The organism is Streptomyces sp. NPDC014006 (assembly GCF_043088925.1).
In the GTDB taxonomy this organism is placed as follows: domain Bacteria; phylum Actinomycetota; class Actinomycetes; order Streptomycetales; family Streptomycetaceae; genus Streptomyces.
Genome location: NZ_JBICAJ010000004.1, coordinates 224,338 through 246,463, shown reverse-complemented (window position 1 = coordinate 246,463; position 22,126 = coordinate 224,338). Strand labels below are relative to the sequence as shown.

Annotated in this window: 19 protein-coding genes and 1 pseudogene; 11 read left to right on the top strand and 9 right to left on the bottom strand. The window is 72.5% G+C overall.

Translation table 11 applies throughout. The features are described from left to right. The first annotated feature begins 39 nt into the window (after positions 1–39). Entirely contained in the window at positions 40–1,518 is a 1,479-nt protein-coding gene (locus tag ACF1GV_RS16345; RefSeq protein WP_391680820.1) for a glutamate--cysteine ligase, read from the top strand. A gap of 42 nt (positions 1,519–1,560) precedes the next feature. On the opposite strand, the gene ACF1GV_RS16340 is transcribed toward ACF1GV_RS16345, so the two are convergent. Beyond that, complete coding sequence (locus ACF1GV_RS16340) at positions 1,561–4,239, bottom strand: LuxR C-terminal-related transcriptional regulator (RefSeq protein ID WP_391680818.1); 2,679 nt, start codon at positions 4,237–4,239, stop codon at positions 1,561–1,563. Positions 4,240–4,460: 221 nt separating this feature from the next. Here ACF1GV_RS16340 and ACF1GV_RS16335 point away from each other — a divergent pair, with 221 nt between their 5' ends. Further along, positions 4,461–4,817 carry a hypothetical protein gene (locus ACF1GV_RS16335; protein ID WP_391680815.1) on the top strand — a complete coding sequence of 119 codons (357 nt, stop codon included), beginning with the start codon at positions 4,461–4,463 and terminating at the stop codon, positions 4,815–4,817. Here ACF1GV_RS16335 and ACF1GV_RS16330 read toward each other — a convergent pair. The 3 genes from ACF1GV_RS16330 to ACF1GV_RS16320 form a co-directional block, all read right to left on the bottom strand. Further along, a complete protein-coding gene (locus ACF1GV_RS16330; RefSeq protein ID WP_391680812.1) occupies positions 4,814–5,227 on the bottom strand; it encodes a hypothetical protein in 414 nt (137 codons plus the stop codon). The genes ACF1GV_RS16335 and ACF1GV_RS16330 overlap by 4 nt on opposite strands. A 175-nt stretch (positions 5,228–5,402) precedes the next feature. Next, the gene (locus ACF1GV_RS16325) at positions 5,403–5,714 is read right to left on the bottom strand and encodes a hypothetical protein (protein ID WP_391680810.1); all 312 of its coding nucleotides are present in this window, start codon (positions 5,712–5,714) and stop codon (positions 5,403–5,405) included. A gap of 92 nt (positions 5,715–5,806) precedes the next feature. Continuing rightward, a complete protein-coding gene (locus ACF1GV_RS16320) occupies positions 5,807–7,336 on the bottom strand; it encodes a ricin-type beta-trefoil lectin domain protein (protein WP_391680808.1) in 1,530 nt (509 codons plus the stop codon). A 137-nt stretch (positions 7,337–7,473) separates the two neighbouring features. Between ACF1GV_RS16320 and ACF1GV_RS16315 the strand changes: the two genes are divergently transcribed. Then, positions 7,474–8,868 carry a cellulase family glycosylhydrolase gene (locus ACF1GV_RS16315; protein WP_391680805.1) on the top strand — a complete coding sequence of 465 codons (1,395 nt, stop codon included), beginning with the start codon at positions 7,474–7,476 and terminating at the stop codon, positions 8,866–8,868. 178 nt (positions 8,869–9,046) lie between these two features. On the opposite strand, the gene ACF1GV_RS16310 is transcribed toward ACF1GV_RS16315, so the two are convergent. Further along, positions 9,047–9,292 carry a LysR family transcriptional regulator gene (locus ACF1GV_RS16310; RefSeq protein WP_391680802.1) on the bottom strand — a complete coding sequence of 82 codons (246 nt, stop codon included), beginning with the start codon at positions 9,290–9,292 and terminating at the stop codon, positions 9,047–9,049. A 49-nt stretch (positions 9,293–9,341) separates the two neighbouring features. Here ACF1GV_RS16310 and mdlC point away from each other — a divergent pair, with 49 nt between their 5' ends. From mdlC to ACF1GV_RS16290, 4 genes and pseudogenes are all read left to right on the top strand, one after another. Beyond that, the gene (gene mdlC / locus ACF1GV_RS16305) at positions 9,342–10,922 is read left to right on the top strand and encodes a benzoylformate decarboxylase (RefSeq protein ID WP_391680800.1); all 1,581 of its coding nucleotides are present in this window, start codon (positions 9,342–9,344) and stop codon (positions 10,920–10,922) included. A 31-nt stretch (positions 10,923–10,953) separates the two neighbouring features. Continuing rightward, on the top strand, positions 10,954–12,408 hold the full coding sequence (locus ACF1GV_RS16300; protein ID WP_391680797.1) for a benzaldehyde dehydrogenase: 1,455 nt from the start codon (positions 10,954–10,956) through the stop codon (positions 12,406–12,408). Then, positions 12,409–12,858, top strand: a pseudogene (locus ACF1GV_RS16295) (MFS transporter); the annotation flags it as partial. Positions 12,859–13,069: 211 nt separating this feature from the next. Next, positions 13,070–13,444: a VOC family protein gene (locus tag ACF1GV_RS16290; RefSeq protein WP_363264226.1), complete on the top strand. Its 375-nt coding sequence runs from the start codon at positions 13,070–13,072 to the stop codon at positions 13,442–13,444. Here the strand turns inward: ACF1GV_RS16290 and ACF1GV_RS16285 are convergent. After that, on the bottom strand, positions 13,425–14,888 hold the full coding sequence (locus ACF1GV_RS16285; RefSeq protein ID WP_391680794.1) for a phytoene desaturase family protein: 1,464 nt from the start codon (positions 14,886–14,888) through the stop codon (positions 13,425–13,427). The genes ACF1GV_RS16290 and ACF1GV_RS16285 overlap by 20 nt on opposite strands. Before the next feature lie 193 nt (positions 14,889–15,081). Between ACF1GV_RS16285 and ACF1GV_RS16280 the strand changes: the two genes are divergently transcribed. After that, complete coding sequence (locus tag ACF1GV_RS16280; RefSeq protein WP_391680793.1) at positions 15,082–15,843, top strand: hypothetical protein; 762 nt, start codon at positions 15,082–15,084, stop codon at positions 15,841–15,843. 226 nt (positions 15,844–16,069) lie between these two features. Continuing rightward, a complete protein-coding gene (locus ACF1GV_RS16275) occupies positions 16,070–16,999 on the top strand; it encodes a LysR family transcriptional regulator (RefSeq protein ID WP_391680791.1) in 930 nt (309 codons plus the stop codon). On the opposite strand, the gene fdhD is transcribed toward ACF1GV_RS16275, so the two are convergent. Together fdhD and ACF1GV_RS16265 are read right to left on the bottom strand one after the other, a co-directional pair. Further along, complete coding sequence (gene fdhD, locus ACF1GV_RS16270) at positions 16,994–17,827, bottom strand: formate dehydrogenase accessory sulfurtransferase FdhD (RefSeq protein ID WP_391680788.1); 834 nt, start codon at positions 17,825–17,827, stop codon at positions 16,994–16,996. The two genes, ACF1GV_RS16275 and fdhD, sit on opposite strands and share 6 nt — an antisense overlap. Continuing rightward, positions 17,815–20,142, bottom strand: a complete 2,328-nt coding sequence (locus tag ACF1GV_RS16265) for an FdhF/YdeP family oxidoreductase (protein WP_391680786.1) — start codon at positions 20,140–20,142, stop codon at positions 17,815–17,817. Before ACF1GV_RS16265 ends, fdhD begins: the two co-directional genes overlap by 13 nt. A gap of 188 nt (positions 20,143–20,330) precedes the next feature. Here ACF1GV_RS16265 and ACF1GV_RS16260 point away from each other — a divergent pair, with 188 nt between their 5' ends. Together ACF1GV_RS16260 and ACF1GV_RS16255 are read left to right on the top strand one after the other, a co-directional pair. Further along, positions 20,331–20,702, top strand: a complete 372-nt coding sequence (locus ACF1GV_RS16260; protein ID WP_391680784.1) for a thioesterase family protein — start codon at positions 20,331–20,333, stop codon at positions 20,700–20,702. Between the two features lie 230 nt (positions 20,703–20,932). Next, entirely contained in the window at positions 20,933–21,487 is a 555-nt protein-coding gene (locus tag ACF1GV_RS16255) for a hypothetical protein (protein ID WP_391680782.1), read from the top strand. 111 nt (positions 21,488–21,598) lie between these two features. On the opposite strand, the gene ACF1GV_RS16250 is transcribed toward ACF1GV_RS16255, so the two are convergent. After that, on the bottom strand, positions 21,599–22,096 hold the full coding sequence (locus ACF1GV_RS16250; RefSeq protein ID WP_391681611.1) for a hypothetical protein: 498 nt from the start codon (positions 22,094–22,096) through the stop codon (positions 21,599–21,601). Positions 22,097–22,126: the final 30 nt, after the last annotated feature.

The following is a 22,126-nucleotide window of genomic DNA, read 5'->3' as shown; positions in this document are numbered from 1 at the left end:
GTGAGCGGCAGCGCAGGACAGGCGCGACCGGGAGGGCCCATGGGACGGGACGTTCCGGCACTGGTCTTCACCCGTGAGGACCGACGCCGGTACCGGAGCAAGATGCAGCAGTGCCTCGACGTCCTCGCGCAGATGCTGCGTGAGGCACGGTTCGACGCCGAACGGCCCCAGGTCGGTCTGGAGATCGAACTGAACCTGGTGGACGATCGGGGCGAGCCGGCGATGCGCAACAGCGACGTACTGGAGGCGATCGCTGATCCGGCCTGGTCGACGGAGCTGGGCCGGTTCAACCTGGAGATCAACATCCCGCCCCGCCGGCTCACCGAGGGCGGCCCCGACTCCTGGGCGGCGGAGATCCGTGCCGCGCTCAACCACGCCGAGCAGCGTGCCCGCTCGGTCGGCGCCCACCTGATCATGATCGGGATCCTCCCGACGCTGCGGCAGCAGCACGTCGGTGCGGCCGCGCTGTCGGAGAACCCGCGCTACCGCCTGCTCAACGACCAGATCTTCGCCGCCCGCGGTGAGGACCTGCACATCGAGATCGGCGGCGTCGACCGGCTGCGCACCTACGCGGACACGATCACCCCCGAGGCCGCCTGCACCAGCACCCAGTTCCACCTGCAGGTCTCCCCGCAGGAGTTCCCCGACTACTGGAACGCCGCCCAGGCCATCGCCGGTGTCCAGGTCGCGCTGGCCGCGAACGCGCCGTTCCTGTTCGACCGGGAGCTGTGGCACGAGACGCGCATCCCGCTGTTCGAGCAGGCCACCGACACCCGCCCGCAGGAGATCAAGGTGCAGGGCGTGCGCCCCCGGGTGTGGTTCGGGGAACGCTGGATCACCAGCGTCTTCGATCTGTTCGAGGAGAACCTGCGCTACTTCCCCGCGCTGCTGCCCCTGTGCGACGAGGAGGACCCGGCCGAGACGCTCGGACGCGGAGACATCCCGCACCTGGCCGAGCTCACCCTGCACAACGGCACGATCTACCGGTGGAACCGGCCCGTCTACGCCATCGCCCACGACAAGCCGCACCTGCGGGTGGAGAACCGCGTCCTGCCGGCCGGTCCGACCGTCGCCGACACCCTGGCCAACGGCGCCTTCTACTACGGCCTGACCCGCGCCCTCGTCGAGGAGGAACGCCCGGTCTGGTCGCGCATGTCCTTCTCCGCCGCCGAGGACAACCTGCACACCGCCGCGCGGGAGGGCATCGAGGCGCGGCTGTACTGGCCGGGCATGGGCGAGGTGCCCGTGCCGGAGCTGGTGCTGCGGCGGCTGCTGCCGATGGCGCACCGGGGTCTGGAGCGCTCCGGCATGGACGACGCGTGGCGGGAGCCGCTGCTCGGCATCATCGAGCAGCGCTGTGTGTCCGCGCGCAACGGAGCGGTCTGGCAGACGGAGATGTTCCACCACCTCGACACCCTGGCCCATACGGGCCGCCACGAGACCCTGCGGCGCATGACGCAGCAGTACATCGACTACATGCATCTCAACGCCCCCGTGCACACCTGGCCGGTCGAATGACGCCCGGCACGGGCCTGGCGGCCCCGGCCTGCGTCGCGTCCGTCAGATGTCGTCGCCCGGCTCGGCCAGTTGCTGCCGCGAGGTGAGATTCAGTTTGCGCATGGCGCGGGCGACGTGCTGCTCCACCGTGCGGGGCGACAGGTGCAGGGTGGCGGCGATCTCCCGGTTGGTCAGCCCCGAGCCGGCCAGCTGGGCCACCTCGTGCTCCCTCGGGGAGAGCTGGTCGCCATAGGCGGGGCGGCCGTTCGGACGCCGTTCGGGTGCGGGGCCGTGCACGCGCAGCAGCGCGCGGGTGCGGGCCGCGTCCCAGGTGGCCCCGAGATGCGTGAACTGCTCGACGCACGAGGTGAGTTCGGCGGCGACGGAGTCCGGGCCGTCGCCGTCGCGGGCTGTCAGCGCGCAGCGTCCGGCGCCTTCGGCGGTCAGTGCCCTCGCGTACGGCCGGCCCAGCCCGGCGTAGGCCGCACAGGCCTCGCGGTACAGCGCCGCCGCCTCGGACACCTCGCCGGTGGACTCGGCGAGCGCTGCCCGCGTCCAGGTCACGGCGGCTCGGGCGCCGGGCGCGTCGACGCCCTCGAGCCCCTCGGCGAAGGCGTCGACCATGGACCTCGCCTCCGGTACGCGGCCGACGCGGGCGGTCGCCTCGACCGCCCAGGGGGCCAGTTCGGCGGCCCAGGCCCAGATGCCCTTGCGGGCGACCTTCTCCCAGGCCGCGCGGGCCTCGGCGGCCGCGTTCGCCACCTCGTCACGGGCCAGTTCGCGGCGGATCAGCGCGCCGGACATGGTGGCGGACTGGCTCGGCGAGACGTACTCCGGTGCCGTGCCGCGCTCGCCCGACAGCCAGGACACCGCCCTGCCCCACTCCCCCTGGGCCAGCGCCAGCAGGCCGAGGACCAGCCGTCCGTCGCTGGAGATGAGCGGCATGTCGAAGGTGGCGGCCACGAACGTCTCGCACCGCTCGGCCAGCCCCTGCCAGCGCCCCAGCATCCAGTCGAGCGTCAGGCGGGCCCCGAGCGCCGTGTGCTCGGTGAACGGCGAGCCGCTGGTGACGGAGAGTTCGACGCCTTCGGCGAGGAGTTTCTCGGCCCGCTCGTACTGCCCGAGCCAGACGGCCGCGTCGGCGGCGTTGCACAGCCCGCGCGCGGCGTGCCGGCGCGCCTGGGCGTCCGTGCTGGTGGTGGGCAGGGCGTCGAGCAGGGCCCAGCCCCGCGGGTCGCCCCGCATGGTGGCGAGGGTGACCCGGGCCGTGGCCACGGCCGCCCGGGCGGCCTCGTCGCCGCTGTCGGCGGCGGCCTGGCCGGCGGCCCGCAGCCACTTCTCGTGCACGTCGGCGCCGGTGCCGGGCCAGCGCGGTGAGGCGAGCGCGCACATGGCCCGCGCGGCGAGGGCCGGGCGCTCCTCGCGCAGTTCCGCCGCGGCCTGTTCCAGTACGGCGCGGCCGTCCTCGCCGCCGACCTGGTTGACCATGAGCAGTCCGAGGTCCAGGCGGATCTCGCCGCGCACCGCGGCCGGCAGGGTGTCGTCCCGGACAACGCGCTGGAGGGCCTCGACGGTCTGGTCGGAGCGCAGCCCGTCGACCGCGCTGCGGGCCAGCACGGGCGCCAGGCGGGCCCGGGCCTGCGGGGAGACGAGCGGGGAGGCCATCGCCTGCTCCAGCAGCCCGATGGCCTCCTGATAACGGGCGCTCTCCCCGAGGGCGTGGGCCTGGTCCGCGGCCCGTTCCACCGCCCGCAGCCAGCTGCGCACACGGCCGGCGGCGCGGCGGTGGCGGGCCAGTTCCGGCCAGGACGCGGGATGCCGGGCGCCCAGTGCGTCCGCGGCCCGTCCGTGCAGGTGAGCGCGGAGCGGGCCGGGCAGCACCTGGTGCAGGGCCAGGGCAGCGAGCGGGCAGATCAGCCGGTAGCCGCTGCCGGCGGCCTCCACGAGCAGCCCCGACGCCAGCGCGGCGGCCAGGGCCGTGCGGCCCTCCTGCTCCCCGAGGGCCGCCACGGCGAGCAGCTCGGCGCCGGTGGCGGGCCGCTCCAGCACGGCCGCCGCCCACACCACGGGCCGGTGGTGCTCCGCGAGCGCGGCGGTACGGCCCAGCACGAGGTCGGCCAGCCGGACCGGCACCCCGGCGGCGTCGACGTCGGCGGCGGTGTACCGCTGTGCCTCGGGGCAGTCCCGCAGGGCCTCCACCAGGTCGGCCACGACCTGCGGCACGCCCGCGGACCGCTCGTACAGCCGCGCGGCCGCCTCCGGTGTGCAGCGCCTGCCGAGGGCCTCGGCGGCGAAGCGGCGCACGTCGTCGGCGTTCCACGGCTGCAGGCGGTGCCTGCGCACCGACAGACGGGAGGGGTAGTGCGGGGGCGGCGTGCCGAGCGGCAGTCCCGGCTCGGGCAGTTCCTCCGACCGGTAGGTGACCACGGCCGCCAGCCCCGGGCGCGCGTCCTCCAGCATCTCGCGCAGCCATGCCCTGTCCCGGTCCCGGGCCCGGTGCAGGTCCTCGGCGACGAACAGCAGCGGCCCGTCCCCGGCGGGCGGCGCGGGGGGCTCGCCCGTGCCGCACGCCCACACCTCACGGGGCGTGCGGGCCGCCCAAGGGGCCGTGGTCAGGCACCGGACGAGACGGCTCTTGCCGAAGCCGGCGGGGCCCTCCACCAGTACGAGCACCGGCCGGCCCGTCTCGCCGTCCAGCGTCCGCCGCAGCCTCTGTATCCACGGAGCGTCACCAAGTGCCACCACATTGCTCCAGTCGTCGACCCCCGGCTCTGCCAGCGTCAGAACGACGATTCTGCGTCCGAGGTGGGCCGGAGCAAAAGACGTCGGCGGGGATCGACCGGGGCCGGGGCGCACACAGCGGGTTAATTGCGTATACGTAGGGCCCCGTCCCCGGATGGCAGGCAAGGCGGATCGCCCATACGTTCGTCACACCGACCGACCGACACAGGAAGGTGGACGTGGTGGCCAAGCCGTTCTTCCAGGTCGACGTCCCGATCAGGCACCCGGCCCAGCCCGACCGGCGGGGCAGCTATGTCTTCACCGGCCAGGCCGACAGCAGCCGGGAGGCCGTGCGGATCGCCCGCGAGGTGTGCGACGCGGCGCTCGCCGCCCATGCGGCCGGGCTCGACGTGCCGCACCGCAGGCCCGACGGGTGGGGGGCGCGCGGAGTGCGGCCCGGCTGGGAGCCGGACTGGGAGGCCGCCCGAGCGCACGCGTGGGACGCCGTCCACGGCTGGTTCACCCGCTCCCGCACTCGGGCGAGCGCACCGGCGCAGCGCACTCCGCGAGCCCGGCATGATCCAAACGAGAGGCCCTAGGCCATGCGCAGCACGACGAGGACCACGAGCAGCACGGTGGCACCGGCGCTCGTGCCGTGGGCGACGACGGCGGTCAGCGGGAAGTGCCGCTCGGCGGTGGCCTCGCCGGCGTGCGAGTGCCGGCCGGAGCTGGGCAGCCAGCGCAGCAGCATCATGAACCCGAAGGCGGCGACGATGAGGACGACCGCGCAGGCCGCCCACGCCGACCCGCGCACCCCGCCCAGCAGGTACGCGGTCCAGGCGGCGAGCCCCGCGACCGCGAGCGCGACGTGCCCGAGCACCAGCCACAGCGGCAACCGGGTCACGCCGGGCGTGCGCTGGCGCAGACCGCCGTGGCGGATCCACACGGTGGCGAGATAGCCGCCCAGAACGGCCGTCAGCACCCAGGCACACCACACGATGAGACGCATACGCCCCACTCCCCTGCCTCGTCGGCAGGCCCCGTCCGGTTCGGGCCCGCCGGGCCCAGCACACCGGACAGAGCGGGAGACGTCCGGAAATCCATCCTGTAATTCACTCGTTGGAGTGATTGGCGGGGAGTCGTGGCGCCCTGCCTGGTAGACCGGGCGCGCCCGCGGACACCCCCTAGGGACGGGCGTTGGTGCGTCGCCAGGCGCGGCGGGTGCCGGGGGCGCCGCGTCCTGCCGCCGAGGCGCAGCGGGGGCACACACGGCGGACCGCGTCGGCGGTGCCGCCCGATTCGGGCAGGGCGTCGGCCCACTGCACGCCTGCGAAGCGGGTCAGCTCGGAGCGGTGCAGCGACAGCCCGCACACGGTCTGGTTCATCCCCGCTTCCCAGGCGTGCACCTCGCCGGCGGGGAACCAGCGCGCGTCCTCGTCGCTCCACCAGCGGCTGCTCGCCGCCACCGCGTATCGGCGCGACCGTGACTTCGCCATGGCGGGCGGGTTCCCACCGAGGACGGCGCCATGCGCCACCGGTGGTGGCCGGCCGGGACAGTGCGCCGGCCGGCCGTGGGCGCCGACGCGGCTCAGGGGGTGAAGCGCTGGTTCGCCGAGCCGTCGCAGTTCTGCAGGCGCAGTGGCTCGCGCAGTGCCGACTGGGTGAGGCACAGTCCCGTCGCGGCGACCGGGTGGATCGTGGCGCCGTCACGGACGAACTTCTGGTTCGCCGCCCCGGAGCAGTTCCACACGATCAGCGCGGCGCCCGCACGGTACTGGGCGCCGGGGACGTCCAGGCAGCGGTCCTGGGTGAGTTCGGTGTGGTACGTCTGCCGGGCGGCGTCGTACCACCACTGCTGGTTGCGGTTGCCGGTGCAGTCCCAGCCGAGCACGCCGGTGTTGTTCGCGCTGCGGGAGGCGGTGACGTCCATGCAGGTGCCGGTGGCTTCGTTGCGTACGGCGCTGTAGACGTCGTCCCAGGCGAAGGGGAAGAGCGTCGGTGTGCCCGAGGAGTCGACGTCCGCGCAGGACGCCTCGCGCAGGCCCGCGGTGTAGAAGCGGGTGAGACAGGTGGCGAAGGCGGCGTGGCCGCGGGCGTTGGGGTGGAAGGACTGGCGCACGGAGTTCTCGTCGGGCAGGCCGGGCTTGGACACGTCGATGAACAGGCCCCGGGCCCAGGTGTTCTCCGTGCACACCTCGTGGCCGTGGAACAGGCGCGAGTTGTCCAGGTAGAAGGCGCCTGTCTCGGCCGCGGCCTTGCGGATACCGTGTTCGAAGGCGGGGACGGCGGTGTTGCGGCCCCAGACGGTGTCGGAGTCGTAGCCGAGGCCGCCGCAGGCGAGCTTGGTGGTGAAGCCGGGGTTGTCACGGAAGTCGGGACCGATGGGACTCGGGTAGCTCATCAGCACGAGCTTGTAGTCGCCGTCGGCGTAACCGGCGTCGCGCATCACGGACTTCAGGTCGCGGACGGTCTGCTCGACCTTGGGTACGAGGGCGTCGACGCGGGCCTGCCAGCCCGGTGCGTACTTGGGCTCGCAGGGGCCCTGGGAGAGCAGGTAGCGCTCGACGCAGTCGGTCATGACCGGGCCGAACTGCAGGTCGTCGTTGGCGCCCGCGACCAGCAGGACCATCTTGATGCGGGTGTTGCGGGCCTTGACGGCGAGGCTGTCGCTCTGGACGAGTTCGTCGGCGTACTGCTTGCCGCCACCGATCCTGATGTTGCCGGTGTAGGCGCCGGAGCAGGCGACGTTGTAGGTGAGGTCGGCGGGGATGCCGGTGCGGTGGATGGCCGCGTCGGGTGAGCGGTGACACCAGTTGTCGGGGCCGTTGGTGGGCGTCTCGTAGGTGCCGACGCCCTCGCCGGAGATCTCGCTGTCGCCGAGGGAGATCAGCGCGGTCCTGCGGTCGGCGAGGGGCCGTTCGGCCGGGTCGCCGTAGAGCTGGGTGGCCTCGGCGGCGCGGACGGCCTCCAGGTCGGGCGGAAGCGGGGTGGTGGCGGACACCTGCCGCGGGGCGCCGTCGGCGGTGGCCGCGGTGGCGGGAAGGGTGGCCGTCGCCATGCCGAGCAGGGCGGCGAGGGTGGTGACGGTCCACCGGATGCGGTACCCGGAGCGTCTCATGACACCTCCTGGACGTGGGGTTACCCACGGTATTTACTGGCCGGTAGCCGCGTTTGGGAATACCTCTGCCGAGTAAAGTTGAGGGAGTCTCAAGTTCCGCTTCGTGGCTCCGTGTGTCACCGACCCCGGAGGTGCCCGTGCTGCGAACGACCCTGACGGCGAGCGTGGTTGCGGCCGCGCTGCTCGTCCCCGCCGCCCTCCCGGCATACGCCCAGGCCCCCACCCCGGCCCGGCAGGGAGAGCCGGGCATTCCCCACCTCACCGACCGCCAGGGGCGAGTGCTCACACTGCGCGGCTGGAACGTGGAGGACAAGACCCACCGGGGCGAGAAGGCGCTGTCCGCCATCACCGAGCGGCACTTCCGCGACATGCGCGCCCAGGGCTTCGACTTCGCCCGGCTGCTGGTCTTCTGGGACGACCTGGAGCCTCGGCCGGGCCACTACAGCGAGGCGTATCTGAGCAAGATCCAGCGCATCCTGGACTGGGCCGAGCGCTCTGACATCAAGGTGGTGCTCGACGCCCACCAGGACGTCTTCGGGCCCGCGTTCGGCCATCGCGGCATCCCCGAGTGGGCGACCAGAACCGACGGCCTGCCGTTCACCCCGCACCCCGACGACTGGTTCGCCGAGTACTTCGAGCCCGCCGTCCAGCGCGCCTTCACCCACCTCTACGACGACCCCGACCTGCGCCGCGCCCAGGCCGGCGCGTGGCGGGTGCTCGCCCACCGCTTCGCCCACCACCCGGCGTTGATCGGCTACGACCTGATCAACGAGCCGATGGGTGAGCTGAAGCAGGGCGAGGACCTGCCCACGGCCGCCGGCCGCATCGAGCGCGAGCAGCTCACCCCCCTGTACAACCGCCTCGCCGACGCGGTGCGTTCGGCCGACCGGGACGGCTGGGTCTTCGTCGAGCCCACCCCGATCGTCGGGGAGGGGGTGCCGACCGGTCTCGGACGCGTCGACGACCCGAAGGTGGTGTACGCCCCGCACTTCTACAACACGGCCATGGAGGCGGGCGCGGACTACGACCCCGGCGCCGGATGGATCGAGGCGTACGAACGGGCCGTGGTGGCGTACCCGAAGCGGTACAAGGTGCCGGTGGTGGTGGGCGAGTGGGGTCCGCTGAACAACTCGCTGCCGAACATGCGGCGTTTCTACGGCGACGCGATGGCCTCACTGGCCCGCTACTCCTCCGGCTGGGCGGGTTACGTGTGGTGCTACGGAGGCGGATACTGCGCGGTCGACGACTCCGGTGCCTTCCGCAAGAACAAGGAGCTGACCGCCGAACCGTACGCGGTGAGCGTGGCCGGCACGGTGCGCTCGGCGTCGTACGACCCCGCGACGGGTGTGTACCGACTGGCCTACCGCGCCGCACGACACGGCACCCGGCTGACGGAGCTGTCCCTGCCCCGGGGCACCTGGCGGATCACCGCCAACGCGACGGTACTGCGCAGCCGGCCCGGCCGGGCATGGTTGCTGGCCGCACCCGACCAGGGGGTGACCGTCACCGTGCGGCGGATCGCGGACCAGTGACCGGTGGCCGACGGGAGCTGGGCCGCGCTGACGCGTTCGCCGAGTACCTCTGCCCTGCCTGCTGGAGCAGACCGACCTGATCGGAGAACCGGGTCGCGTCCACGGCCACCCGGTTCAGCAATCCGTTCCACGGCCACCCGGTTCAGCAATCCGTACGTGGCCGGCACCTCGGTCGGCGTCAGTCCGCGCCGGTGCGCCGGAAGTCGTCGCCGAAGTGGCGGCGCAGCTTGGCCAGGCTGTAGCTCACCGTGGGCTGGGTGAGGTGCGGCGTGTCGGCGGTGGCCGTGACGCTGCCGGTCTCGTACAGCAGGATGAAGATGCGGGCCAGGTTGAGGTCGAAGCTCCTCATGCCGAGGGACTCCACCGACCGCTTCCCTATCGGCGGTTTCTGTGTCGCCGCGCGGAAACATCTCTTGGAGTCCATGTCGCGGGATCCTTAGCGTGGCGTGCGTCACTTCGGAAAGGAACGTCCCGTGCCCTCCGTTCGCCGTGTGTCCCACGAGTTCCTCCACCGCCAGGGGCTGACCACGATCTTCGGCAACCCCGGCTCCAACGAACTGCCCTTCCTCGCCGAGCTGCCCGACGGCTTCCGCTATGTGCTGGGTCTGCACGAGGGCGCGGTGGTCGGCATGGCCGACGGGTACGCCCAGGTCACGGGCCGCCCGGTGCTCGTCAATCTGCACGCGGCCGCCGGTTCCGGGAACGCGATGGGTGCCCTGACGAACGCGGTGGCTTCCCGTACGCCGCTGGTGGTGGTGGCCGGGCAGCAGGTGCGGGCGGCCATGGGTCCACAGGCGAACCTGACGAACGTGGACGCGCCCGCGCTCATGAAACCCCTCGTCGGATGGGCCGCCGAGCCGTCCTGTGCGCAGGACGTGCCACGGGCGCTGGCACAGGCGGTCTTCGAGGCACGGCTGCAGCGGCGGCCGACGTATCTGTCCGTGCCCTACGACGACTGGGCCGCGGATGCCGGGGACAACGCCCTCGCCGTCCTGGACCGGCAGGTGCGGCAGGCGTGCGCGCCCGGCGCCGAGCAGGCGCGGTGGCTCGTGGACCGGGTGACGTCGGCGCGGCGGCCGGCGCTCGTGCTGGGCGGCGACATCGACACCGACGGTCACTTCGGCACCGCCGTCCGGCTGGCCGAGGCCCTGGGCGGCCCGGTGTGGGCGGCGCCGTCACTGTTCCGGCTGCCCTTCCCCAACCGGCACCCGCTGTTCCGCGGTGTGCTGCCCGCCGGCATCGAACCGGTCCGCGAGGCCTTCGAGGGCCACGACCTGGTGCTGGTCCTCGGCGCGCCCGTCTTCCGCTACCACGAGTACCTGCCGGGGCGCTATCTGCCCGAAGGGGCCCGCCTGGTGCAGATCACCTCGGATGCCTCGGCCGCGGCGCGGTCGCCGATGGGCGAGGCGCTGGTGGCCGATCCCGGTGCGGTGATCGAGCTGCTGCTGGCCTCCCTCGACGCGCCCGCCGCGCCCGCCGGCCCCTACCGGCCGGTGCCGCCGCCGCAGACGGCCGAGGACGTGTGCCTTCACCCCGAGGAGGTCTTCGCCGCGCTGCGCGACGAGTTGCCCGAGGACACGGCGTACGTGGTGGAGTCGACGTCGACGAACGCCGCGTGGTGGCGACAGATGGACCTGCGCCGGCCCGGCTCGTATTACTTCCCGGCCGCCGGTGGGCTCGGCTTCGGGCTTCCCGGCGCGGTGGGCGTCGCGCTCGCCCGTCCCGACCGCCCCGTCGTCGCGGTCAGCGGCGACGGATCGGCCAACTACGGCATCACGGCCCTGTGGACGGCGGCCCGGCTGCGGCTGCCGCTGACCGTGGTGCTGCTGCGCAACGGCACGTACGGGGCGCTGCGTTGGTTCGGCGGGCTGCTCGGTGTGGCGGACGCGCCCGGACTGGACATCCCGGGCCTCGACTTCACCCGGATCGCCGAGGGATACGGCGTTTGGGCCGCGCACGCGTCGAGTGCCGAGGAGCTGCGGGCGCTGCTCGCCGTGCGCCCCGAGGGGCCGCGGCTGATCCAGGTGGACACCGCGCTCACCACCCCCGACTGACCGCGACGAGAAGACGAGAAAGGCACGGCCGATGACAGTTCTGGACAGCGACGTCTGGAGCGGAAGGTTCTTCAGCGGGGGCTGGCGCAGCTCCGCGTCCGAGCAGCCGGTGCTCGAGCCCGCCACCGGTGACCGGCTCGGCACCATCGGGGTCGTCGCCCCCGACGACGTACGCCGGGCTGCCGCCCGGGCCGCCGAGGCGCAGCGGGAGTGGGCGCGGACCTCGCCGCAGCAGCGGGCGGCCGTGCTGCGGCGGGCGGGCGAGCTGTTCACCAGGCACGCCGCGGAGATCGAGGACTGGCTGGTGCGGGAGGCCGGCTCGGTGCGGGCCAAGGCGGGTTTCGAGGTAGCGCTCGCGATCGGCGAGTGCTTCGAGTGCGCGGGCCTGCCGACGCATCCGCAGGGTGAGGTGCTCGCCTCTCAGGAGGCCCGCTGGTCCCTCGCCCGCCGTCGGCCCGCCGGTGTGGTGAGCGTGATCACGCCGTTCAACTTCCCGCTCGTCCTGGGGTTGCGCTCGGTGGCGCCGGCGCTCGCGCTGGGCAACGCGGTGCTGCTCAAGCCGGATCCGCGGACCGCGGTCGGCGGCGGTGTGGTCATCGCGCGGGTCTTCGAGGAGGCCGGGCTGCCCGACGGGCTGCTGCACCTGCTGCCGGGCGACGGCTCGGTGGGGCAGGCGGTGGTGGAGGCGCCCGAGGTGCGGGTGGTGTCGTTCACCGGCTCCACAGCGGTCGGGCGGGCCATCGGCGAGCAGGCAGGGCGGCTGCTGAAGCGGGCCCATCTGGAACTCGGCGGGAACAACGCCCTGGTGGTGCTGCCGGGTGCCGACGTGGCGAAGGCGGCGTCCGCGGGCGCCTTCGGGTCGTACCTGCACCAGGGGCAGATCTGCATGACGACCGGCCGGCACATCGTCCACGCGGCGCTGCTGGACGACTACGTCGCGGCGCTCGCGGCGAAGGCCGAGGCGCTGCCGGTCGGGGATCCGGCGCGCGAGGAGGTCGCGCTCGGCCCGATCATCGACCGGCGCCAGCTGGAGCGGATCCACCGGATCGTCTCGGACAGCGTGGCCGCCGGGGCCAAGGTCGCCGCGGGCGGCGCGATCGCCGGGGCGGGCTATCGCGCGACCGTGCTGACCGGGCTGACGACGGACATGCCGGCCTGGCAGGAGGAGATCTTCGGGCCTGTCGCACCCGTCGTCGGCTTCTCCACGGTGGAGGAAGCCGCCCGGATCGTCGACGACTGCCCCTACGGGCTGTCCGTCGGCATCCTCGGTGACGTCGGGACGGCCATGCGGCTCGCCGACCGCATCGAATCCGGCAAGGTCCACATCAACGAACAGACCGTCGACGACGAGCCGAACGCCCCCATCGGCGGGGTCAAGGCCTCCGGCACGGGGTCCCGGTTCGGGGGTGCCGCCGCGAACATCGAGGCGTTCACCGAGACCCAGTGGCTCACCGTCCGCCCCGACATCGCCGACTACCCGTACTGACACGTCGGCGGAGTCGCCGGGCCGGTCCCGGCCGGATTCGTGGCCGACCGGGGGCGCATCAAGGACACCACACTGGGATGGTTCGCCGCGGCGGCGGTCATGCCGGCGCTGCTGAGCGTCAGGTCGGACATCGGCCTGCTGCTGGACACGGTGGTGTTCCTCACCGGAGTGTTCGTCTTCTCCGCGCAGGTGCTGGTGTACGCCTATGTGACGTCCTTCTACCCGGCCGCCGTGCGGGGCACCTCGCTCGGTTCGGCCTCCGGCATCGGCCGGATCGGTTCGATCGTCGGCCCGTCGGTGAGCGGGGCGCTGGTGGCCGCGGGCATCGGGCATCCGTGGGGCTTCTGCTTCTTCGCCGCGGTGGCCGTTCTCGCCGTACTGGCGGTGCTCACGCTGCCGGGCCGTGGCCCTCGGGCGGCTACGGAGCCGGCCGCCGAACCGGCCGTCTGAGAAACCGCGTTGTGGGGGCGCGTCGTGATCGCGTAGGGTCCGGATCGTGAACACCGGACCGGCTCTACGCCATGCACGGATCGGCGACCCGGTGGAGAGCTGATCCCACCGCGGGTGCGCGACACGCACCCCCACACCTCGGCACGCGGACCTCCCGGTACTCGTGAACCACGAGCCCGTATCCGTTCCGAACCACGAGGTCTGCCGAAACATGTCCGTCAGCTTCAACCACACCATCATCGCCGCCAAGGACCGCGAGGAATCCGCTCGCTTCTTCCGCGAACTGCTGGAGGTGGCGCCCGCACCGTCCTGGGGCCCGTTCACCAACATCCAGCTCCCGGACGGCGTCCTGCTGCAGTTCGCCGAGCCGCCGGTGGAGATCCAGATGCAGCACTATGCCTTCCTGATCGACGACGAACTGTTCGACCGGGCGTACCGGCGCCTGTGCGAGCGCGGCGTCGAACACTGGGCCGATCCGCAGATGCGCCGGGCGGGCGAGATCAACCATGAGCACGGCGGGCGGGGCGTCTACTTCAAGGACCCCGCCGGGCATGCGATCGAACTGATCACCCGGCCGTATCTGTAGGTCGATCCGCGGGCGGCAGCAGTAGTGGCCGCATGCCGAGGCGGCGCAGCGCGGACTGCGCCGCCCCGGCACCGCACATGCCGTGGGCGCCCGGGCCCGGCGGTGTCGCCGCGGAGCACAGGAACACCCCCGGCAGGCCCGTGGCGTAGGGGTCGCGTGCCGGGCGGGCGCCGAAGAACAGGCGGGGGACGGTCTCGGCGCCGGTGAGGATGTCCCCGCCGGCGAAGTTGGGATTGCCCGCGGCGAGGGCGGCGGGCCCTGTGGCGCGCAGGCCGACGATCCGGTCGCGCACGCCGGGTGCGAAGCGCTCCAGTTGCGCGAGGATCACCTGGGTGCCGTCCAGGTCATAGCCGTACGGGACATGGGCGTAGACCCACACCGGGTGGATGTCACCGGCCGAGCGGGACGGGTCCGCCAGGTACTGCTGGCCGACCAGGACGAACGGGCGCTCGGGCATGCGCCCGGCCGCCACCTCCCGCTCGGCGCGGGCGACCTCGGCGAAGGGGCCGCCGAGATGGACGGTGACGGCACGGCGGGCATCTGCGTTGCGCCAGGGGACGCCGCCGCGGACCGCCAGGTCGAGTTTGAAGGCGCCCGGGCCGCGACGGTAACGCCGGTAGGCGGCGCGTGTGCGGGCCGGGAGCCGGTCGCCGTAGAGGGCGGCGGCCTGGCCGGGGTCGAGGTCCAGCAGCGTCACGTCGGCGGGCGGGATCTGCCGGTGGTGGGTGACGCGGACGCCGGTGTGGACCGTGCCGCCGTGCTCGCGCAGTACATGTTCCATGGCGCGGGCGATGGACCGCGAGCCGCCTTCGGCGACGGCCCATCCGGTGGCGTGCCCGGCGACGAGGACGCCGAGGCCCACGGCCGAAGTGAAGGGCCGGGTCAGGGGGTGGAAACCATGGGCCGCGACACCGGCCCACAGTGCCTTGGCCCGGGGCGTCGTGAACAGTCGGGCCAGGGTGGCGGCGGGCAGGGCGGTGGGCAGCCCGAAGCGTGCCAGGAGCAGTGGGTGGGCGGGGACGCGCAGCAGGGGGCCCATGATGTCGGCGGCGAGCGCGTCCCAGTGGCGCACGGACGGCTCGACCAGTGCGCGGTAGCGGGCGCCGTCGGGTCCGAGCAGGTGACTGGTCTGTGCGACGGACCGCAGGAGCACCCCGGCGGTGCCGTCGTCGAGCGGGTGTACGCAGTCGACGGCGGCCCAGCGCCAGCGCAGGCCGTGGCGGTCGAGACCGAGGGCGCGGTGGGCCGGTGAGGTGACGGCCATGGGGTGCATGGCCGAGTGATGGTCGTGCAGCAGTCCCGGTACCAGGGCCTCGGAACTGCGGGTGCCGCCGCCGGTCTCGTCCGCGGCCTCCAGCAGGGTCACGTCGAGCCCCGCGACGGCGAGCAGGGCAGCGGCGGCGAGCCCGTTGGGCCCACTGCCGACGACGACCGCCGATGTCATCGCGGGCCGGGTGTGGTCGTCATGGTGAGTCGTCTCCTGACATGGGGGCAGTCGTTACCACGACGACCATGACTTGGGCCAGGGCCTTGCAGGGTGGGGAGCCGCCCCACCATGCTGTGTCCCAACTGATCGCGCTGTGACACGGCGGGAGACCTGCTGTGACACCGCGGGAAACCTAGGGAGAACCAACACCATGTCCGACAGCAGTGTGTCCGCCACCGAACTCACCTCCCAGTACCTCACCCAGGTGACGAGCGACCTGGAGCACAACACCAAGGAACGCGAGCGCATCAGCGCGGAGATCGCCGCGCTGCAGGAGCAGTTCGCCGCACTCCAGCACGACTTCGCGGTGCTGCAGAACATGTACCAGGCGCTTCAGGGTGCGTCGGCCGTAGAGGAGGCGCGGGCGGCAACGGAGTCGGTGACGTCCGAGAGCCCGGCCGAGGGGGTCGTCGTGCCCGCCCCGCGCAAGGCGGCCGGGCGCAAGCCCGCCGCAGGCAAGCGGACCCGGTCGACGGCCGCGAAGACGACCAAGAGCGCCAAGGCGGCCAACACCGCCAGGACGGCCGGGACGGCCAAGGCGACCGGGACGGCCAAGGCTCCGGCGGCCTCGCGCGGCACTGCCAAGAAGCAGGCCGCCAAGAAGTCCGCCGCCAGGACACCGGCGGCTGCGGCCGGGGCGCCCAAGCTCGTCGAACTCGTCCGTCAGCACCTGACGGAACAGAAGGAGCCGCGCTCGGCGGCGGAGATCGCCGACGCGCTCGGCAACGCGCACCCCGAGCGCAGCATCAAGCCGACGGTCGTGCGCACCACGCTCGAAAGCCTCGTCGCCCGCAACCATGCCCAGCGGTCGAAGCAGGGCACGTCGGTGTTCTACACCGCCTCTGAGGCGGCACCGGAGACGACCGGCGCGGACACCAAGGCAGCCGAGCAGGAGGCTCAGCCGGAGAGCTGACTCACCGTCAGCACTGCGGGCGCTTCCCGTGGTTGGCGGCGTGGTTGCGGCGGGACTTCTTCTTCCGGCGTCGCTTGGACGACATGGTGACCTCCCACGGCATGAACGGAGACACACAGGTCACTGGCGTACCCATAATCACGATACTCCTGGGCTTGTCACCCCTCCACCGCTCGCGCCGAGGGGCTGATTGGCTTTCCGCGGAGGCGTCGGGTAGACCGAGGACGTGCTGTTTCGCCAACTCGAGTACTTGGTGGCCCTCTCCCGGGAACGTCATTTCGCCCGTGCCGCCCAGGCCTGCTACGTCTCCCAGCCCGCACTGTCGGAGGCCATCCGCAAGCTGGAGGAGGAACTCGACGTGCCGCTGGTGCGGCGCGGCCGCAAGTTCGAGGGTCTCACCCCGGAGGGTGAGCGCATCGTCGTATGGGCGCAGCGCATCCTGGCCGACCGCGACGCCCTGAAGGACGAGGCCGGCGCCCTGCGCAGCGGGCTGAGCGGGCGGATGCGGATCGGCTCGGTGCCGACCGCTTCGGGGGCCGCCTCGCTGCTGACGGATCCGTTCTGCGCGGCGCATCCGCTGACCACGGTGGAGGTGATCGCGGACCTGCAGTCGGTGGACATCCTGCGGCAGCTGCAGAACTTCGAGATCGACGCCGGGCTCACCTATGTGCGCGACGCACTGCCGGAGCAGTTCCACTCCGTCCCGCTCTACGAGGAGCGCTACGTCCTGCTGCTCACGGCGGCCGACGCCCTGGCCCGTCGCGCGACCGCGACCTGGGCGGAGGCGTCCCGGCTGCCGCTGTGTCTGCTGAATCCGTCGATGCAGGGCCGCCGGGTGCTCGACGAGCAGTTCGCGGAGGCCGGGACCCACCCCTCGCCCCGGGTGGAGACCGACTCGGTGGCCGCGTTGTTCGCCCACGTGCGCACGGGCCGGTGGGCGAGCATCGTGGCGCACGCCTGGCTGCACGTCTTCGGTGTGCCGTACGGCATGCGGGCGGTGCCGCTGGTCGAGCCGGCCCGGACGGTGCCGGTCGGACTGGTCGTCATGGCCCGGGAGCCGGGGTCGGTCATGGCGCGGGCCCTCCTCGACATCGCCCGGCGCACCGATGTCGCCGCCGCGCTGGAACGCCTGCCCGCCGAACCGGGCCGGTCATGAGCACAGCGGCTCCAGGCGCTCGGCTCCGGCGTAGACGTTCATGGACTCGCCGCGCAGGAAGCCGACCAGGGTCAGTCCGCTCTCCTCGGCCAGGTCCCCGGCGAGCGAGGAGGGCGCGGAGACGGCCGCGAGCATCGGGATGCCGGCCATCACCGCCTTCTGCACCAGTTCGAAGGAGGCCCGGCCACTGACCATCAGCACGCTCCCGCGCAGGGGCAGCAGATCCGTGCGCAGTGCGTGTCCGACGACCTTGTCCACGGCGTTGTGCCGCCCCACGTCCTCGCGCACACACAGCAGTTCGCCGTCGGCGGTGAACAGTCCCGCCGCGTGCAGTCCACCGGTGCTGTCGAACACCTTCTGCGCCGCGCGCAGTTTTCCGGGCAGGGCCGCGAGCAGGTCGGGGCCGAGGCGCAGCGGGTCGCCTGCCACGGACCAGGCGGCCGTCGTGCGGACCGCGTCCAGACCTGCCTTGCCGCACAGCCCGCAGGACGACGTGGTGTAGAAGGTGCGCTCCAGTGACGCGTCGGGGGCGGGCACGCCCTGCGCCAGGGCCACGTCCACCACGTTGTAGGTGTTGCCGCCGTCCGCGGTGGCGCCGGCGCAGTAGCGGATCGCGGCGACGTCCGCGGCGGAGTGCAGGACGCCTTCGCCGACTAGGAATCCGGCGGCGAGGTCGAAGTCGTCGCCCGGCGTGCGCATGGTGACGGCGAGGGGGCGCCCGCCGACCCGGATCTCCATCGGCTCCTCGGCGGCGAGGGTGTCCGGACGGTAGGAGGCGACCCCGTCGCGGACACGCAGCACCTTGCGCCGAGCGGTCACGCGTCCCATGCGGGCTCCGTTCCTGTGGCGGTACGGGAATGCGCCCCGGCGGGCTCCAGCCGGACCAGAACGGCCTTGGAGGTGGGGGTGTTGCTGATGTCGGCGACGCTGTCCAGCGGGACGAGGACGTTGGTCTCGGGATAGTAGGAGGCCGCGGAGCCGCGGGGGGTGGGGTAGGCGACGACGCGGAAGTCCTCCGCCCGGCGTTCCACCCCGTCGTGCCAGACCGTCACCAGGTCCACCGGGTCACGGTCGGCGAGGCCGAGAGCGGTCAGGTCGTCGGGGTTGACGAGTACGACGCGGCGGGCGTTGTGGATGCCGCGGTAGCGGTCGTTCATCGCGTACGGGACGGTGTTCCACTGATCGTGGGAGCGCAGCGTCTGCAGCAGCAGCTGTCCCTTCGGGACGTGCGGCATCGTGAACTCGTTGCAGGTGAAGACGGCCTTGCCGCTCGGTGTGCGGAAGACGCCCTGGTTGACGGGGTTGGGCAGACGGAACCCGCCTGGCCTGGCCACGCGGGCGTTGAAGTCCTCGAAGCCGGGGACGACGCGGGCGATCCGGTCGCGGACGGTGCCGTAGTCCGCCTCGAACTCCTCCCACGGGATGTCCGGTGTGCCGCCGAGGGTACGGCGGGCCAGCCGGCTGATGATCGCGACCTCACTGAGCAGGTGCGGCGAGGCCGGCGCCAGGCGTCCCCGCGAGGCGTGCACCTCGCTCATGGAGTCCTCGACGGTGACGAACTGCTCACCGGTCGCCTGGATGTCGCGGTCGCTGCGGCCGAGGGTGGGCAGGATGAGCGCGATCTCGCCGCAGACCGTGTGCGACCGGTTGAGCTTGGTGGAGATGTGCGCGGTCAGGCGGCACCTGCGCATCGCGTCCTCGGTGACCCGGCTGTCGGGTGTGGCCCGTACGAAGTTGCCGGCCACGCCGACGAAGAGCTTGGCCCGGCCGTCGCGCATGGCCCTGATCGCGTCGACCGAGTCCAGGCCGTGCCGGCTCGGCGGGATGAAGCCGAACTCGCGGCCCAGGGAGTCGAGGAAGGACTGCGGCATCCGCTCCCAGATGCCCATCGTGCGGTCGCCCTGGACGTTGCTGTGCCCGCGCACCGGGCACACGCCCGCGCCCGGCCGGCCGATGTTGCCGCGCAACAGAAGGAAGTTGACCACTTCGCGGATGGTGGGGACGCCGTGCTTGTGCTGGGTCAGGCCCATCGCCCAGCACACGATGATCTTCTTGCTCTGCAGGACGAGATCGTGGACGTCCTCGATCTCCTCGCGGGTGAGCCCGGTCGCGGCGAGGACGTCGTCCCAGGTGGTCTTGCGCGCGTGCTCGGCGAAGTCGGTGAAGCCGGTGGTGCGGGTGTCGATGAACGTGTGGTCGAGCACGGTGCCCGGCGCGGCGTCCTCCGCCTCCAGGAGCATCCGGTTGAGCGCCTGGAAGAGGGCGAGGTCACCGCCGGGGCGGATCTGCAGGAACCGGTCGGCGATCGCGGTGCCCCTGCCGATGATCCCGCGGGCCTTCTGCGGGTGCTTGAAGCGGATCAGCCCGGCCTCGGGCAGCGGGTTGACCGCCACGACCCGGCCGCCGCCCCGCTTGGTCTCCTCCAGCGCGGTGAGCATCCGCGGGTGGTTGGTGCCCGGGTTCTGCCCGACGACGAAGACCAGGTCGGCCTGGTGGATGTCGTCCAGCGACACGCTGCCCTTGCCGATGCCGAGGGTCTCCTGCAGTGCCGAACCACTGGACTCGTGGCACATGTTGGAGCAGTCGGGCAGGTTGTTCGTGCCGAGGGCGCGCGCGAACAGCTGCAGCAGGAAGGCGGCTTCGTTGTTCAGGCGTCCCGAAGTGTAGAAGAGGGCCTCGTCCGGTGAGTCCAGGCTGCGCAGTTCCCGCGCGAGCACGTCGAGCGCCTCGTCCCAGCCGATGGGCTCGTAGTGCTGCGCGCCGGGCCGCTTGACCATGGGTTCGGTCAGCCGGCCCTGCTGGTTGAGCCAGTAGTCGGACTTGGTGCCCAGTTCGGCGATCGAGTGGCGGCGGAAGAAATCGGCGGTGACCCGGCGCGTGGTGGCCTCGTCGGCGATGTGCTTGGCGCCGTTCTCGCAGTACTCGTTGCGGTGGCGCTTGCCCGGGGCGGGCTCCGGCCAGGCGCAGCCCGGGCAGTCGAACCCCTTGGCCTGGTTGATGTTCAGCAACGTCAGCGCGGTGCGCCGCACGGAGGTCTGCTCCAGGGAATACTCCAAGGCGTGGGTCACCGCGGGCATGCCCGTCGCCCAGCGCTTCGGCGGGGTGACCGACAGATCGTCGCTCGGGTCCTCGATACCGCTCATGGTGTCGTCCGCCTCTTTCTGCCGGCTCCGCGATGACCGACCGGCAGCTTCGTCCCGTCGCCTGTCAGGTGTCAAAGAGGGGTTTTCGATCACCTGATAGGCGCGGCTTATCTGGCCTCTGACCTGCGGCGTCGCGGCCCGGCGGGGTGCGGGGCGGCTCGGTGGCCTACGCGCGATAGCGTGGCCGTATGCGCCATGTGGTGACCGAATCCGACACCGCGACGACGGTGGGCAGCGGTGATGTGCCCGTCCTCGCCACGCCACGACTCATCGCGTGGATGGAGGCGGCGACGATGGAAGCCGCCGCGCCCTTCGTCGGCGCGGGCCGCACTACCGTGGGCACGGCGGTACGGATCCGGCATCTGTGCGCGTCGCGGGTGGGTGAGCTGGTGGAGGTCACCGCGCAGTCGCCGTCGACCGCGGACGGCCGGCGCCTGACGTTCCCGGTGCAGGCGGTCGACGGCTCCGGCAACCTGATCGCGACCGGCGAGATCGACCGGGCGGTCGTCGACCGGGAGCGGTTCCTGGCGGCCGTGCCGGCGCCGGCTGCGGGGCGGTGACACGGGCCTCGCCGTGACACGGGCGGTGGTGTTGCGCCATAGCGCAAGTCACCGATGACGGGTGCCGCCCGCGGGCGGCCGAGTCCGTCGACCACCAGGCGGAGGAGGGCGGCCTCCGCCGCCCGGGGGAGCTGGTCCCTCCGTGCGGGTGAGGCCGCGGGCCGGGTGAGCTGGGAGTGTGACGGCAGCGGGCGAATGCCCGACCGCCTTCTGCTCGTGGAGGATTGCCCATGCGCAAGCTCACCGTCGCCGTCGCACTCGTCACCGCGGCCGTCGCCCTCCTGTCCGGCACCGCCGGAACCGCTGCGGCGGCACGGCCACCGGTGCCCGCCGAGCACCTCGCCGTGCGCAGCTGGACCCTGCTCAACGAGCACGGGTCCGGGGCCAACCCCGGTGAGCGGCTCACCGCCTGGGTGGACGCCCGGACCGTCGGCGAGCGCACTGGCGGGCGGGCCGTCGTCGAACATGTGTTCTTCGGGCAGGGCACCGTTCGGGTCGAGTTCGACGTCGATTGCCTGACCCTCGACGGTGGCGCCGTCACCGTCACCGGGCCGGTCACCACGGCCACCGCCACGCCGGCCGGCCGGCCGGCGACCACCGGGCCGGCCGACTGGCACCCCGAGACAGGGCTCACCTTCTACCCGTCCGACGCGCACGGCGAGCACCGGGCCGGCTGGGCCGGCGCCGACCTGTCGGACCCGACCAGGCCCGCCCGGGCCACGAAGTGCGCCCCGGTTGCGGCCGGACTGTGGGTCATCGGAGGGCGGACCGTCGTCCACCAGTGACGCAGGGACCGGCGCACGGCCCCCGACGCCGTGCGCCTGTGACCGATACGGGTGAGCGAGGGCCGGGGGCCCCGTCCCCGCCCGCCTGTGACCGCCTACGGAACAGCCGGGTCAGCAGCCGCCGCAGTTGTAGTACAGGACATCCCAGTGACTGCCCTCGTCGGCGTAGATGTTGCCGGAGGCGGACTTCCACTGCGGAGCGCCGTCACCGCGCAGGCCGATGTAGGTGAAGGTGTTTTTGATGTAGTTCCCGACGCACGTGTACTTGCTGTAGTCGAGCTTGTAGCCGTTCCAGTGCGAGTACGTCCCGGACGCGTGCCCGGTCTCGGTGCCGCCGGTGATGTTCAGCGCGCACCCGCTGGCGCGCTTGAGGGTCTGGGCGCCCTGCGCGGTGGCGAGGTTGAGCTGGTCGAAGGACGTACAGGTCGAGTTGTTGCGGTCGGAGCAGTTGCCGGAGGACGACCAGGTGATGCCGACGTCGCGGAACATCGACGTGGCCGTGGCGTGAGTGATCTTGGTGACGGCGAACGCGTCGCCTGCGGTGCCGAGGACGACGGCGCCGGGGGCGACGACGAGGGCGAGAGCGGTCAGGATCGATCTGATCCGCAGCCCCAGGAGCGTTTTCACGTGGTGCACGTG